The sequence below is a fragment of the Nocardioides sp. NPDC054178 genome, assembly GCF_055585005.1.
On the sequence record NZ_JBVJKY010000015.1, the window covers coordinates 1 to 16,735 of the forward strand.

The 16,735-nt window shown below is 69.8% G+C and carries 17 protein-coding genes and 1 pseudogene; 12 read left to right on the top strand and 6 right to left on the bottom strand.

From position 1 onward, the window contains the following. The first annotated feature begins 186 nt into the window (after positions 1-186). The 5 genes from ACZ6WN_RS30155 (at position 187) to ACZ6WN_RS30175 (ending at position 4,145) form a co-directional block, all read left to right on the top strand. Positions 187-975 (top strand): biotin--[acetyl-CoA-carboxylase] ligase, encoded by a 789-nt coding sequence (locus ACZ6WN_RS30155; RefSeq protein WP_465869950.1) that lies wholly within the window; start codon positions 187-189, stop codon positions 973-975. A gap of 25 nt (positions 976-1,000) precedes the next feature. Continuing rightward, a complete protein-coding gene (locus ACZ6WN_RS30160; RefSeq protein ID WP_465869952.1) occupies positions 1,001-1,951 on the top strand; it encodes an adenylate/guanylate cyclase domain-containing protein in 951 nt (316 codons plus the stop codon). Positions 1,952-2,200: 249 nt separating this feature from the next. Beyond that, positions 2,201-2,500: a winged helix-turn-helix domain-containing protein gene (locus tag ACZ6WN_RS30165; protein WP_357338992.1), complete on the top strand. Its 300-nt coding sequence runs from the start codon at positions 2,201-2,203 to the stop codon at positions 2,498-2,500. A 95-nt stretch (positions 2,501-2,595) separates the two neighbouring features. After that, entirely contained in the window at positions 2,596-3,753 is a 1,158-nt protein-coding gene (locus tag ACZ6WN_RS30170; RefSeq protein ID WP_465869953.1) for a 5-(carboxyamino)imidazole ribonucleotide synthase, read from the top strand. A 218-nt stretch (positions 3,754-3,971) separates the two neighbouring features. After that, entirely contained in the window at positions 3,972-4,145 is a 174-nt protein-coding gene (locus ACZ6WN_RS30175) for a hypothetical protein (RefSeq protein ID WP_465869954.1), read from the top strand. On the opposite strand, the gene ACZ6WN_RS30180 is transcribed toward ACZ6WN_RS30175, so the two are convergent. Beyond that, positions 4,134-6,866: an SNF2-related protein gene (locus ACZ6WN_RS30180; protein ID WP_465869955.1), complete on the bottom strand. Its 2,733-nt coding sequence runs from the start codon at positions 6,864-6,866 to the stop codon at positions 4,134-4,136. The two genes, ACZ6WN_RS30175 and ACZ6WN_RS30180, sit on opposite strands and share 12 nt — an antisense overlap. Positions 6,867-6,925: 59 nt before the next feature. Then, positions 6,926-7,480: pseudogene (locus ACZ6WN_RS30185) on the bottom strand (ATP-binding cassette domain-containing protein); the annotation flags it as partial. Positions 7,481-7,547: 67 nt separating this feature from the next. Between ACZ6WN_RS30185 and purE the strand changes: the two are divergent. Continuing rightward, positions 7,548-8,042, top strand: a complete 495-nt coding sequence (gene purE / locus ACZ6WN_RS30190; protein WP_465869956.1) for a 5-(carboxyamino)imidazole ribonucleotide mutase — start codon at positions 7,548-7,550, stop codon at positions 8,040-8,042. A 3-nt stretch (positions 8,043-8,045) separates the two neighbouring features. Here the strand turns inward: purE and ACZ6WN_RS30195 are convergent, their stop codons facing one another. Next, entirely contained in the window at positions 8,046-8,528 is a 483-nt protein-coding gene (locus ACZ6WN_RS30195) for a DUF2000 domain-containing protein (RefSeq protein WP_465869957.1), read from the bottom strand. A gap of 110 nt (positions 8,529-8,638) precedes the next feature. Here ACZ6WN_RS30195 and ACZ6WN_RS30200 point away from each other — a divergent pair, with 110 nt between their 5' ends. After that, positions 8,639-9,088 carry an Lrp/AsnC family transcriptional regulator gene (locus ACZ6WN_RS30200; protein WP_160025110.1) on the top strand — a complete coding sequence of 150 codons (450 nt, stop codon included), beginning with the start codon at positions 8,639-8,641 and terminating at the stop codon, positions 9,086-9,088. 2 nt (positions 9,089-9,090) lie between these two features. On the opposite strand, the gene ACZ6WN_RS30205 is transcribed toward ACZ6WN_RS30200, so the two are convergent. Then, positions 9,091-9,543, bottom strand: a complete 453-nt coding sequence (locus ACZ6WN_RS30205; protein WP_465869958.1) for a CoA-binding protein — start codon at positions 9,541-9,543, stop codon at positions 9,091-9,093. 85 nt (positions 9,544-9,628) lie between these two features. Between ACZ6WN_RS30205 and ACZ6WN_RS30210 the strand changes: the two genes are divergently transcribed. Continuing rightward, on the top strand, positions 9,629-10,801 hold the full coding sequence (locus ACZ6WN_RS30210) for an acyl-CoA dehydrogenase family protein (protein ID WP_465869959.1): 1,173 nt from the start codon (positions 9,629-9,631) through the stop codon (positions 10,799-10,801). Between the two features lie 60 nt (positions 10,802-10,861). Next, positions 10,862-11,383 (top strand): GNAT family N-acetyltransferase, encoded by a 522-nt coding sequence (locus ACZ6WN_RS30215; protein WP_465869960.1) that lies wholly within the window; start codon positions 10,862-10,864, stop codon positions 11,381-11,383. A gap of 620 nt (positions 11,384-12,003) precedes the next feature. Here ACZ6WN_RS30215 and arfB read toward each other — a convergent pair. Next, positions 12,004-12,429, bottom strand: coding sequence for an alternative ribosome rescue aminoacyl-tRNA hydrolase ArfB (arfB, locus tag ACZ6WN_RS30220; protein ID WP_465869961.1), 426 nt, complete (start codon positions 12,427-12,429; stop codon positions 12,004-12,006). A 65-nt stretch (positions 12,430-12,494) separates the two neighbouring features. Between arfB and ACZ6WN_RS30225 the strand changes: the two genes are divergently transcribed. Further along, positions 12,495-13,454, top strand: coding sequence for a pyridoxamine 5'-phosphate oxidase family protein (locus ACZ6WN_RS30225; RefSeq protein WP_465869962.1), 960 nt, complete (start codon positions 12,495-12,497; stop codon positions 13,452-13,454). On the opposite strand, the gene ACZ6WN_RS30230 is transcribed toward ACZ6WN_RS30225, so the two are convergent. After that, on the bottom strand, positions 13,448-14,479 hold the full coding sequence (locus ACZ6WN_RS30230; RefSeq protein WP_465869963.1) for a LacI family DNA-binding transcriptional regulator: 1,032 nt from the start codon (positions 14,477-14,479) through the stop codon (positions 13,448-13,450). The two genes, ACZ6WN_RS30225 and ACZ6WN_RS30230, sit on opposite strands and share 7 nt — an antisense overlap. Positions 14,480-14,583: 104 nt before the next feature. Here ACZ6WN_RS30230 and ACZ6WN_RS30235 point away from each other — a divergent pair, with 104 nt between their 5' ends. Both ACZ6WN_RS30235 and ACZ6WN_RS30240 read left to right on the top strand, forming a co-directional pair. Continuing rightward, positions 14,584-15,825 carry an amino acid ABC transporter substrate-binding protein gene (locus ACZ6WN_RS30235; RefSeq protein ID WP_465869964.1) on the top strand — a complete coding sequence of 414 codons (1,242 nt, stop codon included), beginning with the start codon at positions 14,584-14,586 and terminating at the stop codon, positions 15,823-15,825. Continuing rightward, complete coding sequence (locus ACZ6WN_RS30240; RefSeq protein ID WP_465869965.1) at positions 15,822-16,706, top strand: branched-chain amino acid ABC transporter permease; 885 nt, start codon at positions 15,822-15,824, stop codon at positions 16,704-16,706. The genes ACZ6WN_RS30235 and ACZ6WN_RS30240 overlap by 4 nt, the downstream gene beginning before the upstream one ends. Positions 16,707-16,735 lie beyond the last annotated feature (29 nt).

Here is a 16,735-nt window from a genome sequence, read left to right on the forward strand (position 1 = left end):
TGCTTCTCGACCGCCTTGGCGGAACCAGCGTGGACGGCCTCATCGAGACGACGCTCCAGCTCGGCCAGCTTCCCGGCGGTCGTGTGCAGGTCGATGACCGGCTCGTTGGTGGGTTCGGCGCTCACGGTGCTCCTTTGGACTTCGTGCGGTGCGAGGGCCAATGTAATCCCCGTGCCACCTTCTGCGATGCGACGCCCGTCACTTGACCACGCCCGGCTCGATGCGCTCTCCGGCGGATGGCATGTCGAGATCCTCGACTCGACGCCGTCGACAAACGCTGTGCTGGCCGCACGAGCGCGTTCCGGCGAGGCGCCGGGCCTGGTGATCACCACCGAGCACCAGACCGCCGGCCGAGGACGCCTGGACCGAGGCTGGACCACCCCGGCGCGCTCGGCCCTGACCGTCTCCGCGCTGCTGCGGCCCTCGCCCTCGATCCCGGTCGAGCGGTGGCCGTGGCTGCCGTTGATGACCGGCGTCGCGGTCGCATCGGTGTTGCGGACGAAGGGGTACGCCGCCGGGCTGAAGTGGCCCAACGACGTGCTCATCGAGGGGCGGAAGGTCTGCGGGATCCTGATCGAGCGGATCGAAGTGCCTGAGGGCGCCGCCGCCGTGATCGGCTTCGGGCTCAACACCTCGCTGACGCGCGAGGAGCTGCCGATCGAGACGGCCACCTCGTTGGAGCTGGAGAGCGGTGCGCCCGTCGACCGCACCGAGATGCTTGTCGCGCTGCTGAACGAGCTGGGGGCTGCGTACGAGATCTGGGGCTCGGACCCCGCCGAGCTCGCCCGTCGCTACCGGGAGCTTTCGGTGACTGTCGGTGAGCAGGTCCGCGCCGAGCTGCCGGGTGGGGAGGTCTGGGAGGGCGTGGCCACCGAGATCGACGACTTCGGCCGGCTGGTCATCGAGACCGGCGAGGGGTTGCGGGTGGTCGGCGCGGGCGATGTCATCCACGCTCGGCTCCGTCCGCGGTCGTGACGAGCCGGATGGCATGATCTGGTTCGTGGCGAAATCGAAGCAGCCCGTCAACCTGACCTCGGCAGAGGTCGCCGAGAAGGCCGGCGTGAGCCTGGACCAGGCGAAGCGACTGTGGCGTGCACTCGGTTTCCCGGAGATCGGAAACGACGAGGCCTTCTTCGACGAGGCCGACGTGCAGGCCCTGGCCAAGGCCCACGAGATCTCGGGCAACGGGCTGGTCAGCTTCGACCTGGTCGTCAACCTGACCCGCGGCATCGGGCAGTCGATGGCACGCCTGTCTGACTACGAGGTCTCCGCGCTGCTCCACCACGTCGAGACCCAGAACGAGGACGACCGGACGCCGGCCGAGCTCCTGAAGGCGACCGTCTCGGTCTCCGAGCAGTTCGAGGGCGCCTTCGAGGAGCTGATGATCTTCGCCTGGCGACGGCACACGCGGGCAGCGCTCGCTCGGGCCGAGGCGTCGGTCGCCGGCCCCGAGGAGCAGCTGGGCACGGTCTGGCAGACGGTCGGGTTCGCCGACATCGTCTCGTTCACCGCGCTGTCGAACACGCTGACCGAGGAGAAGATCGGCGACCTGGTCGAGCTCTTCGAGTCGCGGTGTGCCGACGTGGTGGCGACCTGGGGCGGACGGATCATCAAGTCGCTCGGCGACTCGGTGCTCTTCGTCAACGACGACCCGCTTCAGGCCTACGGCACCGCCGAGGGGATCATCAACGTGATCGGGCGGGATCCGCGGATGCCGGACGTACGTGTCGGGCTCGCCTCCGGCAACGTCGTCTCGCGCCTGGGAGACGTCTTCGGACCGCCCGTGAACATGGCCGCGCGACTGACTGCCGTCGCCCGCCGCAACCGGATCATCATCGACGAGGCGACCGCCGCGGCGATGCCCGAGGACGAGTTCGAGACCAGGCGACTGGCCGCTCGACCGGTGCGAGGCTTCGGGATCGTGGAGCCTGTCGCTGTCCGCCGTGTATGAATCGTGACCTTCTAGGGTGCTGTTGACCTGCGACTTCGCGGATTTGTTCACATTCCGTTGTAGTTAACAGTCGATCAACGACGGGCTCCGATTGCTTTACCTGATCGGGGCTTCGTGGGCATGGTTGAGTGCGCGATTCGGGGGTGCACGTTTGTCATGCCCATTTCGTTGCACTGTGGCATGAAAATGTCAGTGGCAATATCGTGCAATCCTTTGCCAAGGGCTCTTTACCTCCCTAATGTCGATCTCATGATCGAGGTACAGGAGATCAAGCTCGACCCGGAGACACGGCGAGCATGGCGGAACGATGAGGAGCTGACGCTCTCTCGCAAGGAGTTCGACCTGGTCCACGCCCTGATCAGGAGGGCTGGCAACGTCGTCTCCCGCGACGAGTTGATGAGGGACGTGTGGAACGCGACCTTCTACACCTCGTCGAAGACCATCGACGTACACCTGGGATGGGTGCGTCGCAAGCTGGGCGACGACCCTCGCAAGCCCCATCTGATCACCACGCTGCGCGGCAAGGGCCTGCGCTTCGAGAAGGCCTGACCTCTCGCTGCACCCGCCGGGGCGGGATTTCGCGGATTTCGTGAGGGGGATCCGTGAAATCGGCCCCGGCGGTGCATGCTCTTTATCCTGTCGTCGTGACCCTCGCACCGACACTTGCGATCATCGGCGGCGGCCAGCTGGCCCGCATGATGGCTCAGCCCGCAATCGCGCTCGGACTCCCGCTCCGGCTCCTCGCCGAGGGCGAGGGTGTCTCGGCCGCTCAGGTCATCCCCGACCAGATGGTCGGCGACTACCGCGACCTCGACACCCTGAAGAAGGTCACCGAGGGATGTGAGGTGGTCACCTTCGACCACGAGCACGTCCCGACCGAGCACCTGCACGCGCTCGAGGCCGCCGGCGTAGCGGTCCGCCCCGGCCCGGACGCCCTCGTGCACGCCCAGGACAAGGGCGTCATGCGCGCCCGGCTGACCGAGCTCGGCATCCCGTGCCCGCGCAACGCCATCGTCTCCTCTGTGGCCGAGGTCGAGGCCTTCGGTTTCCCGTGCGTCCTCAAGACCACCCGCGGCGGCTATGACGGCAAGGGCGTCTGGGTCGTACGCGACGTGGCCGATGTCGCCGAGCCGCTCCGCGTCGCCGAGGACGCGGGGGTCCAGGTCCTGGCCGAGGAGCTCGTCGACTTCCGCCGTGAGCTGTCCGCGATCGTCGCCCGTTCGCCGAGCGGCCAGGCCGCTGCGTACCCGGTCGTGCACACCTACCAGGAGAACGGCGTCTGCAAGGAGGTCATCGCTCCGGCGCCCGACCTCTCGCCCGAGCTCGCCGTGGAGGGCGAGCAGATCGCGCTGCGCATCGCGGGTGAGCTCGGCGTCACCGGGGTGCTCGCGGTCGAGATGTTCGAGACCGTCGACGGTCGCCTGCTCGTCAACGAGCTCGCCATGCGCCCCCACAACACCGGTCACTGGACCCAGGACGGCGCCGTCACCTCACAGTTCGAGAACCACCTGCGCGCGGTCATGGACCTGCCGCTGGGCTCTCCCGCGCCCCGCGCGAAGTGGTCGGTGATGGTCAACATCCTCGGCTCGACCCGGGAGAACGTCGGCCGCCTCTACGACGGCTACCCCCACGCCATGGCCCGCGACCCCCGCCTCCGCGTCCACCTCTACGGCAAGGAGATGCGCCCGGGGCGCAAGGTCGGCCACGTCAACGTCTACGGCGACGACCTCGACGACTGCCTCGAGCGCGCCCGCCACGCCGCCGACTGGTTCCAGGGCGACCTGGGCAACGACTCCGACTGACGGTCGAGACGTCAGCCCCGTCGCTCGAGGCGTCAGCCGCGTCGTTCGAGGGGTCAGCCCCGTCGGTCGAGACGTCAGTCCCGCCGCCCGAGGGGTCAGCCGCGTAGGTCGAGGCGTCGGCCGCGTAGGTCGAAGGGTCGGCCGCGTAGGTCGAAGCGTCAGCCGCGTCGTTCGAGGGGTCAGCCCCGTCGGTCGAAGCGTCAGGTGCGTCGGCCGGCATGTCACTCATTGCCAACTCGGTCGACGTACGTGACGTCTCGGTCGACGTACGTGACGTCTCGGTCGACGTACGTGACGTCTCGGTCGACGTAGCTGACGTCTCGGTCGACGTAGCAGACGCCTCGGCCGACGTAGCTGACGCCTCGGCGGGGGTGGGTCGGTCAGACCCCTAGGCGCTGGCGTTCGGTGGCGACGACATCGCGGGCGATCTCGGCGTCGGAGGCTTCGGCGGCGAGGGCGGTGGAGGGGTCGTCGGGGTGGGAGGTCTCGTACGCCTCGGGGCTGCTGGCGGCGGTGGCGCTGACCCGGGCGAAGTCGTCGAAGAGCTCGGCCTTGGCCGCGAGGATGTCGTGGACGCGCTGGTCGACGCCGACCTCGGAGAGGAGGCGGTGGACCTGGACGGACTGGAGCTGGCCCATCCGGCGGGCGCGGGCGATGGCCTGCCACTCGATGGTCGGCTTGAGCTGGGGCTCACAGATGACCACGACCGACGCCGACTGGATGTTGAGGCCCACGCCGCCGGCGACGATCTGCGTGACCAGCACGGCACCGTGCCCGGCCGCGGAGAACTCGTCGACCATCTGCTGGCGCTCCTCGGCGGGTACGGAGCCGGTGAGCGGTCCGAAGACCTCGCCCGGCAGGAGCGTCACCAGATCGTCGAGGACCTTCCTGAAGTGGGAGAACACGATCACGCGGCGGCCGTTCTCCTCGGCCTCGCCGACGATCTCGACGAGCCGCTCGACCTTCGCCGACGAGGTGCCCTGGAGCATGGCGGCCTGACGCATGGCCATGAAGTTGCCGTCGCGGACGCACTCGGCGTACGCCCTCTCGTCGGCCACCGACAGCGGCAGCCAGTCCTCGACCTCGACGAGGTCGGGCAGCTCGGTGAGTACGTCCTCCTGGTTGCGGCGCAGGTAGACCGGGGCGACCTGCTTGCGGAACCGGTGGGGGTTGAACTCGTCGGCGGAGAGCAGCAGGTCGGGGCGGAGATAGGAGACCAGGTTGCGGAACTCGTCGATGCGGTTCTCCATCGGGGTGCCGGTGAGCAGGATGGAGCGCTCGGAGGCGTCCAACACCCGGCGTACGCGTTCGGTGCGCTGGGTGCGCGGCGACTTGATCATGTGGGCCTCGTCGACCACGACGCAGGCGACCTTGACCTGGTCGAGGAAGGGCTGGATGGCGTTGAGCGTCTCGTAGGTGGTCACCGCGACGCCACCCTGCGCGACCCAGATCTTGGCGGCCTTCAGACGGCGGTTGCCGTGCAGACGGTGGGGGACCAGGGTCGTCTTCGAGTCGGTCTCGCGCACCCAGTTGGTGACCACGGCGGCGGGGCAGACGACCAGCGTGTGGGACGCGCCCATCGCGTGCAGGTGCGCGAGCACCGCCAGCGACTGGAGCGTCTTGCCGAGCCCCATCTCGTCGCCGATGATCACCTTCATCTGGACCAGCGCGAAGCGGACGCCGAAGTGCTGGTACCCGCGCAGCGAGGCGGTCAGATTGTTGGTGCGCAGCTCCTGGGCCCGCACCGCCTCGATGATCTCGGCCGACAGGTCACCGTGGATCTTGTCCTCGTCCTCGGTGAGGAAGCCGAGCTCGGAGAGCATCGCGTAGTAGTCGGCCGGGCGCTTCTCGAAGTCGTCCCACGGATCCGCCGGCCGGTTGCCCGGACGGATCCGGCGCGCCATCTCGGCCCGGTGCGCGATCGCCCGCAGCGCGCCCTGGAAGTCCTCGAGGCTGGCGGCGTTGGCCAGGATCAGATGGAACCGCGCGCCGCCCATGGCGGACTGGGCGAGCGACCGGGTCAGTGGCCGCAGCGACTGGACGAGCGCGAGCTCGGCCCCCGCATCCTTCGTACGCCGTCCGGCCTCCCACTCCGCCAGCCGCGCGAGCAGCCGAGTGGCCGCCGGGGTGCGGCGCTCGTGGTCGATGGCGAGCGGCATCTCGTCGTAGGTGCGCTGCCACAGCGCCTGCGCCGCCTCCTGCATCCGCATCGCGGTAGCCGGACCGACGCCGGGAAGCTCTCGCAGGTCAGAGGTGGGATGGATGACCTCGTGGACGGTCTGGATCCCGGCCTCGAGGAGGGGCTCGATGCGTACGAGATCGGCGAGCTCCTCGACCGGAAGCGACCTGACCGCCGTGTCGGTATCCGCGCTCCGGACCGCGTTGGCGGCATCGGTCGCGGCGCGGCGCGCCGGCTCTTCGGAGCGCCTGGCCTCGTTGAGTGCCTCGCCCTCGTTGCGCAGCACCATGATGCCCTTGCGCGGGGAGAGCACGGCCTCCGAACCCAGCTCCGAGAGAGCCTCGAGGAGGCCCACGCTCGGTAGCAGCGCCTCCCGGATCCGCACCCGGCGCCCGGTCGGCACCCTGGTCAGCTCATCGAGCCGAGCCACCGCCTGGAGCTCGCTCGCCCAGCGGTGCAGATCGAGGATCCGCCTGCCCGCCAGCTCCGCATCCTCGCGGCGGTTGCCTCGCACGAACAGTCGACGGGCGCCGGACGCCCGCTTCGCCCGCGCGATGTCCTCCACGGCGTCAGCCAGCGCGTCGACGAGCTCCTGGGTGGCCTCCTCGACCGGCTCCAGCGCGTGACGCCGCGCGATCGCGGCCAGGCGAGGCCCGTCGCTCCGGTCCAGCGCGATGCTGCGCCACGCCACCTGGGCCGCTCGCTTCAGCTCGGCCGCGTTCGCCCGGTAGTGGTCGACCGCCTCGGCCGCCTCCCGCTCGATCTCGGCCCGCGCCGCGGTCGCCGAGACCGCCTGTCGGGACCAGGACGAGAGCTGCCGAAGCCGCGACGGCAGCACCTTGCGCTCCGCCTTGGTCAGCCCGGTGAACCGCTCGACCGCGGTCGGGTTCGGCGGCGCGCTGAGGACGACGTCGGTGCTCGTTGCTGGATCCATCTGCCTTTGTGGGGGTCGTCGGGGAGAGTGGCCAGCACACTAGCGGGCAGGACCGACACTCAGGTGACAGACAGAGGTCGGAGCCATGACGCGACTCCCTCGTCGAGCGCGAGCTCGGCGTCGGCCGCCGCGGCTGCCTCCGGGTCGTGGGTGGCGAGCACGACGATCGCGCCCCGCGCGGCCTCGGCGCGGAGCGCGGCGATCATCCGCTCCCGGTTGCCGGCGTCGAGATCGCTGGTCGACTCGTCGGCCAAGAGCACTCCGGATCGCATCGCGAACGCCCGCGCCAGTGCGACCCGCTGCTGCTGCCCACCGGAGAGCTCGTCGACGAGATGGCGCCCCGACGCCTCCAGGCCGACCAGGGCGAGGGCGGCCGCGGTGCGGTCGAGCGCCTCCCGTGGCGACACCTTGCGGGCAAGCATCGGCACCAGGATGTTCTCCTCCGCGGAGAGCGCACCGGCGAGCCCGTTGCCCTGCGGGATGAGACTGACGCCGCGGGTGGCGGCGTCGTCCCGGCCAGTCAGCGGCTCTCCGTCCACGCTCACCGATCCTGCGGCCGGTGCGACTGCGCCGGCCAGCGCCCACAGCAACGACGACTTGCCGGCTCCGGACGGGCCGGTGACCGCCCTGTTGGACGGCCCTGTCCGCCGGTGCCCATGCTCGTCGGCCTAGCCTTGTCCCATGAGCGCTCGCGTAGGCATCGTGATGGGATCCGACTCCGACTGGCCGACGATGAAGGCCGCGGCGGAGCTTCTCGACGAGTTCGGGATCGAGTGGGAGGCCGATGTGAAGTCGGCCCACCGGATGCCGCAGGAGATGCTCGACTACGGTCGTGAGGCAGCCGGTCGCGGCCTCTCGGTGATCATCGCCGGCGCGGGCGGTGCGGCCGCGCTTCCCGGGATGCTCGCGAGCGTCACCCCGCTCCCGGTCATCGGCGTCCCGGTTCCGCTGAAGTACCTCGACGGGATGGACTCGCTGATGTCGATCGTCCAGATGCCGGGTGGCATCCCGGTGGCCACGGTAGCCATCGGCAACGCCAAGAACGCCGGCATCCTCGCCGCCCGCATCCTCGGCGTCGCCGACCCGGATCTGCAGCAGAAGCTGGTGGCGTACGAGAAGTCGCTGGCCGAGCTCGCCGCGGCCAAGGGCGAGGTCGTCCGCAACGCCACCTCCTGACCCTCAGGGCAGGAGGGAAAGCCCCTTGACCAGCTTGTCGATGATCCGGCGGGGGCCGAAGAGGCTGACGGCGCAGTAGGACAGGTCGACGCCGCGACTGTTCCCGACGGCGAACAGGTAGTCGTCGTACACCCTCGTGTGCTGCGCCTGCGTCGGCATGTCGATGACGGCTACGCCGGGCTGGGCGACGGCCTGTCGCCGCAGGTCGGTCAGCCGCTGTGCCGGAGCGCCCAGCACCGTACAGCCGATCCAGGGCAGGCCCGGATGGGTCGACTCGTCGGCGTCGACCGCGTCCTCCCCGAGGAGCCCGGCCGTACGCTGCGTGGTCGCACCCGCGACGCAGACGGCCGCGTTCACCGCCCGTCCGGCGGGAAGGGCCTGGTCGACGACGACGACCCATTTGAAGGGCACGTCCCGGGTGGTCGCTGACTGGTCGATCTCCTCCGGGGCGAACCCGATCCGCGCCGTCTCGACACCTGTGCTCATCACTCTGACTCCTGTCATTCGCCAATTGATTCGGAGTCAAGTCTTCGGAATGTTCGGACGAATCGCAATCAAGCCGTGCATTGTCAATTACATCCGCTAATCTGCCGTGCATGGACGAAGTCGACCGTCAGATTCTGGCTGCCTGGACGATGGATGCACGGCGGAGCCTGCGGGACATCGCCGCCGAAGTCGGCGTCTCGGCGACCACCGTGCACGACCGCGCGCGGGCGATGCAGAGGCGTGGGCTCATCCGCGGTGCGTACCTCGACCTCGACCTACGCCAGATCGACCGGGGCGTGCAGGCGCTCGTCGCGGTGCGCATCCGGCCGCCCTCGCGGGCCAATATCGAGTCCTTTCGCGACTGGGTCGGCGCGCTCCCCGAGGCTGTCGGCGTCTTCGTCACCTCCGGCCGGATGGACTTCATCGTCCATGTCGCGGTCGCGGACAACGACGCGCTCTACGCGTTCGTGATCGACCGGCTCACCTCGCGAGCCGAGATCGCCGACGTGGAGACCTCGGTGATCTACGAGCACCTGCGGACGATGACGTTCGAGCCGTAGCCCTACGCCTGAGCGCCGGCCCGGGCGCGCTGGAACCAGATCTTGCTGGGGCAGGTGTCCATGACCATCGGTACGCCGGCCGCGGTCGTGCGCTCGAAGGCCGACTCGTCGACCACGCCCATCTGGAACCAGACGCCGCCGGCGCCGATCGCGACGGCCTCGTCGGCGAACTGGCCGGCGGCCTCGGAGCGGCGGAAGACGTCGACGACATCGATCTTCCCGACGGCCGCGGCGGCGTCGGCCAAGGTCGCGTAGACCTTCTCGCCGAGCACCTCCTTGCCCTCGGCCGCGGCACCTGGGTGGATCGGGATGATCCGCTTGCCGTGCTGCTGGAGCTCCTGGGCGATCGAGAAGGCCGTACGCCACGGGTCGCCCGAGAGGCCGACGACCGCCCAGGTCTCGGAGTCGTCGAGGAGCTTGTCGATGGTGTCCTGGTCGAGCCACGCAACGGTCATGTAGCGCTCAACAACAACGTGGCCCGGCGGATTCCGTGACCCACCGACTTACTGGCGAGTAGCAAACAGGCATAGACTCCGGGACATGAGTGCCGAGTACCCGTTGTTCGCCCTCTCCGAGGAGCACCAGGAGATCCGCAAGGCCATCCGCGAGATCTGCGATGCCAAGATCGCGCCGGCCGCCGCTGCGGTCGACGAGGAGGCTCGCTATCCGCAGGAGGCGCACGACGCGCTGGTCGAGACCGAGTTCTTCGCGCCGCACGTGCCCGAGGCGTACGGCGGTGTCGGTGCGGATGCTCTGGCGACGGTGCTGGTGATCGAGGAGATCGCTCGCGCTGACGTATCGGCCTCGCTGATCCCTGCCGTGAACAAGCTCGGGTCGCTGCCGGTGCAGATCGGTGGCTCGGAGGAGCTGAAGAAGAAGTACCTCGGTGCGCTCGCCGCCGGCCAGGGGAACTTCTCCTACTGTCTCTCCGAGCCCGACGCCGGCTCGGACGCGGCCAACCAGAAGACCCGGGCCGTACGCGACGGCGACTTCTGGGTGCTCAACGGCGTCAAGCGCTGGATTACCAACGCGGGCGTCTCGGAGTACTACACCGTCCTGGCCGTCACCGACCCGGAGAAGCGCTCCAAGGGGATCTCCGCCTTCGTGGTGGAGAAGTCCGACGATGGTGTCTCGTTCGGTGCGCCGGAGAAGAAGCTCGGTATCAAGGGCAGCCCGACGCGCGAGGTCTACTTCGACAACGTACGCATCCCCGCCGACCGGCTCATCGGGGAGGAGGGTCTCGGCTTCACGTACGCCATGCAGACCCTCGACCACACCCGGATCACGATCGCCGCCCAGGCCGTCGGTGTCGCGCAGGGTGCGCTCGACTATGCGCTGGGCTACATCAAGGAGCGCAAGCAGTTCGGCAAGCCGATCGCGGAGTTCCAGGGTGTGGAGTTCATGGTCGCCGACATGGGGATGAAGATCGAGGCCGCCCGGCAGCTGACCTACGCCGCCGCGGGCCGTTCCGAGCGCGGCGACAAGGACCTGACGTTCTTCGGTGCCGCGGCCAAGGCGTTCGCGTCCGACGTTGCGATGCAGGTCACCACCGACGCGGTCCAGCTCCTCGGCGGCTACGGCTTCACCCGTGACTACCCGGTCGAGCGGATGATGCGCGACGCCAAGATCACCCAGATCTACGAGGGCACCAACCAGGTCCAGCGCATCGTCATGGCCCGCCAGCTCCTCGCTGGTATCCAGTCGACCCTGTGAGCTGACCTGGTCTGACCTGACCCGGTCGGTGCGCGGCCGGGCGGCGTTATCGTGTGGCGCATGAGGAACGACGCGTTTCGGCTCCGCGAGTGGGAGGTGTCGGATGCGGCGGTCCTGCTCGCTGCGTACGACGGTGCCGGCATGGCCACCGAGCGGCCGGCGGGCGTGGCCACGGTCGAGGACGCCGAGCGACTGATCGCCGGGTGGGCCGAGGACGCGGTCGCGGACCGCGCCTACACCTTCGCGGTCGTCGACGGCGCCGACATCCTCGGGCAGATGCGGGTCACCACCCAGATGCGGGCCCACAGCATCGGCTGGATCTCCTACTGGACCCTCGAGAAGCACCGCGGACGAGGTGTCGGCAGCACCGGCCTGAAGCTGCTGGCCAGGCACTGCTTCGACGAGCTCGATCTCTTCCGCCTCGAGACCGGCCACCGCCTCGACAACCCCGGATCGTGCCGTGTCGCCACCGCGGCCGGCTTCCTCGTCGAGGGCCGCGAACGCCAGAAGCTGCTCTATGACGGCGTACGCCACGACACCGAGACCCACGCCCGCCTCGCCACCGACCCCGACCCCGCCTGACGCCGAGAAGGCACGTACGTCGGCCGAGACGTCGGCCCGGTCGCGCGAGACGTCACTCCGGTCGGGCGAGGCGTCGGTGCGGTCGGGCGAGGCGTCACCCCGCTGGGCGAGGCGTCACCTCCGTTGGCCGAGGCGTCACCCCCGCTGGGTGAGGCGTCAGTCCGGTCGAGCGAAGCGTCGCCCCGGCGAATCGAGACGCCCGTTGATGACATCTCGGCCGACGTACGTGACGCTTCGGCCGACGTACGTGACCAGTCGGCCGGCGCGAGTGACTTTTCGATCGGCGGGCGCGACTTCTCGGCCGGTCGGGCTGACGCTTCGAGCGACGGGGATGACGCCTCGGCCGACGGGGGTGACGCTTCGGGCGACGTACGTGACCAGTCGGCCGGCGCGAGTGATTTCTCGATCGGCGGGCGCGACTTCTCGGCCGGTCGGGCTGACGCTTCGAGCGACCGGGGTGACTTCTCGGCCGACGGGGGTGACGCTTCGGGCGACGTACGTGACCAGTCGGCCGGCACGAGTGACGCTTCGGCCGACGGGGTGACGCTTCGGCGGACGGGATGACGCCTCGGGCGACGGGGGTGACGTCTCGGCCGACCTACGTGACGCTTCGGCGGGGGTCAGTCTTGGACGCGGCCGCGGAGCTGTTTGGTCTGGCCGCGCTGGCGCTTGGCGTCGAGGCGGCGCTCCTTGGAGCCGCGGGTGGGCTTGGTGGGGCGGCGGGGAGGGGGTGGTGGGGCGAGGAGCTCGCGGATGCGCAGGGCGAGGCGCTCGCGGGCGGCGATGCGGTTGCGGTGCTGGGAGCGCTGCTCGTGGGAGACGACGAGGATCGGCCCTGGGGAGCGGCCGAGGAGGCGGGCGAGCTGGTGCTCGTCGAGGGCGGAGGAGGCGGCCGGGTCCCAGGAGAGCTCTACGCGGGAGTCGGTGGTGTTGACCGACTGCCCGCCCGGGCCGGGGGAGCGGGAGAAGCGTTCGACCAGCTCGGTGTCGGGGATGACGAGACCCTCGGGCAGCCCGGGGCCCGGCGGTACTCGAAGATCCTGCACCCGACAAGCCTAGACCGCCGCAGACCCGACTTGTCGGACAGGTAAGGCTTGCCTAAGGTTGCGCCGTGAGTAAAGACGTCGTGCGGTCGGTGGCCGAGCTGGAAGAGACGGTGGGGTCGCGCCCGCCGGCAACGATCCTGAAGTCGATCGGGCACCTCGACGACCACTGTCGCGAGTTCCTGGCCCGGTCGCCGTACGTGATCGCCTCGGTCTTCGAGGGCGGCGAGGCTCGCATCCAGGGGGTCGGCGCTCCGTCCGTCGCCGGCCCGGGCCGGCTCGACCTGCCCGGGCTCACCCATGGCGCCGACGGCGCCCCGATCGGTGTCGTCGCACTGGTGCCCGGTTACGGCGAGACGATCAGGGTGAACGGCCGGCTCGGCCTCGATGGCGGCCCGCACGTACGGGTCGAGGAGGCGTTCCTGCACTGCGCCAGGTGCGTGATCCGCTCGCGGCTGTGGGAGGACCTGCCCGGCGACCAGGAACCGCTCGAGGTCACCCCGGGCACGGGGCCGGACCTCGACGCGGTTCCCGGAGCGCGCGAGCTCCTCGCCCGCTCGCCCTTCGTCGCGCTGGGTACGGTCGACGCCTCGGGCGCCGCCGATGTGAGCCCCAAGGGTGACCCGGCCGGCCTCGTCCACGTCCTCGACGCCGCCACCCTCGCGATCCCGGACCGCCCGGGCAACCGGCGTACCGACACCTTCCACAACCTCGTCGAGCGGCCGGAGATCGCCCTGCTCGCCCTCGTCCCGGGCTTCGAGGTGGTGCTGGAGGTCCGCGGTCGCGCTCGCGTCACCCGGGACGAGGAGCTCCGTGAGCGGTTGGTCGTGCAGCGCAACCTACCCAAGGTCGCGGTGCTCGTCGACGTCACCTCGGTGGAGCTGCGCGAGGACCCGTCGCTCGCGCGCCTGTGGTCGCCGCAGGAGCGGGTCGCTGCCGACGAGCTGCCGAAGGCGGCCCTGATCTGGACCGACCACACCAAGCTCAACGAGACCCACGGGCCCGCCAACGCTGCCCGCGCCTACTGAGCCGCGGGCCCGGTCGAGTCCCGCACCACGAGCTCGGCGGGGACCCGCTGCCGCCGGGCGCGCGTGCCGGGCTCCTTCAACGCCAGCGTCAGCGCCCGGGCGCCCATCTCGGCCATCGGCAGGCGGACGGTGGTGAGTCCGGGGGAGAGGTCCTGGGCGACGGCGACGTCGTCGAACCCGCTGACCGAGACCTGGCCGGGCACCGAGACCCCGGAGCTGCGCAGCTGCGAGAGGCATCCGATGGCCATGTCGTCGTTGAGGGCGATGACGGCAGTCGTACGCGGGTGGTCGGCGAGCATCCGGCGGACGCACTCGCGCCCGCCCTCGCGGGTGAACGGCCCCTCGAGAACGGGTACGTCACCAGCATCCAGCCCAGCTGCCGAAAGCGCGTCGCGCACCCCCTCGAGGCGGTCGGCGACCGTGGTCAGCTCCAGCGTGCCGGAGACGACCACGATGCGCCGGTGGCCCAGGCCGAGGATGTGCTCGGCCACGGCGCGGCCGCCGGGGCGGTTGTCGGGAAGCACGCTGTCGACCCCGAGGTGGTGCCGGCCGACGACGGCGACCCGGCCGCCCGCCTCCGCGTAGCGCTGCACCTCGAGCCGCATCGGCGCCTCCACCGAGGCGTCCACGAAGCCCGACCCCGCGATCAGGATCGCGCCGACGCGGTTGGCCACCAGGCTGCGTACCTGCTCGACCTCCGCCTCGGGGTCGCGGCCGGTGTGGCAGATCTGGACCGTGCGCCCGTGCTCGGCGGCGAGACTGAGCACGCCGCTGGCGATCTCGGAGAAGTAGGGGTCGCCGATCTCGTGCACCACGAGCCCGATCGTCGCCGTGGACCCGCTGGCGAGCGAGCGGGCATGGAGGTTGGCGACATAGCCGAGCTCGCGTGCCGCCTGGCGGACCTTCTCGGCTACCGAGTCGCTGACACCGGGGGTTCCGGAGAGCGCGCGGGACGCGGTCGCGATCGAGACGCCGGATGCATGGGCGACGTCGATCAGGCGGGGGGAGCGGTTGGTTCGGACCATCGATGCCCCTTGTCGTCAGGATTGTGACTCTTGCCACACTAAGCGAGAGTCGGTAACGTCATCGTAAACGCTTACGTAAGCGCTTTCGTAGAGGAGACCCGCAGATGCGCTTCACGATGACCCCCACCGCGAGCAAGCGGTCCAGAGCAACCCTCGCCGTTTCGGCGGCCCTGGCTCTCGCCTCCACCCTCGCCGCCTGTGGCACCGCCGAGGAAGGAGGCGGCGACGACGAGATCGTGATCGGCATCTCGCTGCCCCTGACCGGCGACTTCAGCGAGCCCGGCAAGGGCATCCAGCGCGGATACGAGGCCTGGGCCGAATACGTCAACGCCAACGGCGGCCTGCTCGGCCGCGACGTACGACTGGAGATGCTCGATGACCAGTCCAGCGCCGAGCGCGTCGCCGCCGACTACGAGAAGCTGATCAACCAGGAGCAGGTCGACCTGGTTGTCGGCCCGTTCTCCACCCGCCTGGTGATCCCGGCCGCCCAGGTCGCCCAGGACTACGGCTACCTCTTCGTCGAGCCCGCCGGCGCGGCGCCCGAGGTCTTCGAGGAGGGCTTCGAGAACCTCTTCTACGCCGCCCCCGCCGTGGCGAACGACCACTACAAGCTCCTCGCCGAGCACATCCTGGCGATGCCGGAGAGCGAGCGGCCCAAGACCGCGGCGTACGCCTCCATGGACGACCCGTTCGCCCAGGGCACCGCCTACGGGCTCAAGGACGCGCTGGAGGAGGGCGGCATCAAGACCGTCGTGGACGAGGTCTACCCGCCCAACACCACCGACTTCAGCAGCATCGCGGCCAAGATCGCCGACAGCAAGGCCGACCTCGTCGTGGGCGGCAGCCAGTACCAGGACGGCGTCAACCTGATCGTCGCGCTGCAGCAGCTCGCCTACCAGCCCAAGCTGGCCGCGTTCTCGACCGCGCCCACCGAGACCGAGTTCGCCGAGGCGATCGGCGACAAGACGCAGGGCATCATCGCGCCGACCGGCTACACCACGAATGCGGACTACCCCGAGAACCAGGAGTTCGTGAAGTTCTACGAGGAGAAGCACGGCGAGGCGCCCGGTGAGGACGAGGCCAACGCCTGGACGACCGGTCAGGTCGTCGCGGCAGCGGTCGAGGCGGTCGAGTGCGCCGAGCCCGACCCCGACTGCCAGGCCAAGCTGATCGACTGGCTGCGCGAGAACGAGGTCGACACTGTCGTCGGGCCGCTCAGCTGGGACGACAAGGGCCGCCCGCAGAGCGCCCACATGATCCAGCAGTGGGTCGACGGCGAGATCAAGATCGTCCTGCCGGAGGACCAGGCCGAGGCCGAGTTCGTCTACCCGAAGCCGGCCTGGTGAGTGGGTCGCTCCTCCTGCAGAGCCTGATCCTCGGGCTGCTGCTCGGAGGTCTCTACGCCCTGCTCGCCGCCGGCCTGACGCTCTACTTCGGCGTCATGCGGGTCGTGATGATCGCCCACTCCGCGTTCCTGATCCTGGCTGCGTACCTGGCCTGGTTCTTCACCACGCAGACCGGGCTGGACCCGCTGCTCTCGCTGGTCATCACCGTGCCGCTCTTCTTCGCGGCCGGCTACGGGATGCAGCGCGCGCTCCTGTCCCGGCTGCGACCGGCGACGCTGACGATGATGTCGGTGCTGCTGACCTTCGCGATCGCGCTGGTCATCGAGGGTGGCCTCGGCTATCTCTTCTCGGGCACCCAGCGGCGGATCCAGCTCGGCTACTCCGGTGCGAGCCTGGAGTTGTGGGGCGCCCGGATCGCGGTGGTCAAGCTGATCGCCTTCGGGCTGGCGGCGGTCTCGCTCCTGGCGCTCTACCTGCTCCTCAAGAAGACCCGCTTCGGCCAGGCGCTGCGCGCCACGATCCAGCACCGTGAGGCCGCGCAGCTGCTCGGCATCGACACCGACCGGATCGCCGGTTTCGGCTTCGGGCTCGGCCTGGCGACCGCGGCGGTCGGTGGCACCGCGCTCGCGCTCGACGCCACCATCTACCCCTCGCTGCACTGGCACTGGATCGGACCGCTGATGGCGATCATCGTGATCGGCGGCCTCGGCAGCATCCCCGGCGCCGCGATCGCGGCGATGCTGCTCGGAGTCACCCAGGCCCTGCTGCAGATCCCGATGGGCACCACCTGGGCGCAGACGGTCTTCTACCTCGCCCTCTTCGCCACCCTCATGTTCCGCCCCCAGGGATTCTTCGGAGGTCGCCTTGCTCAGCGCTTCTAGACACAGAGAAAGCAGTACGCCCCCGGGCC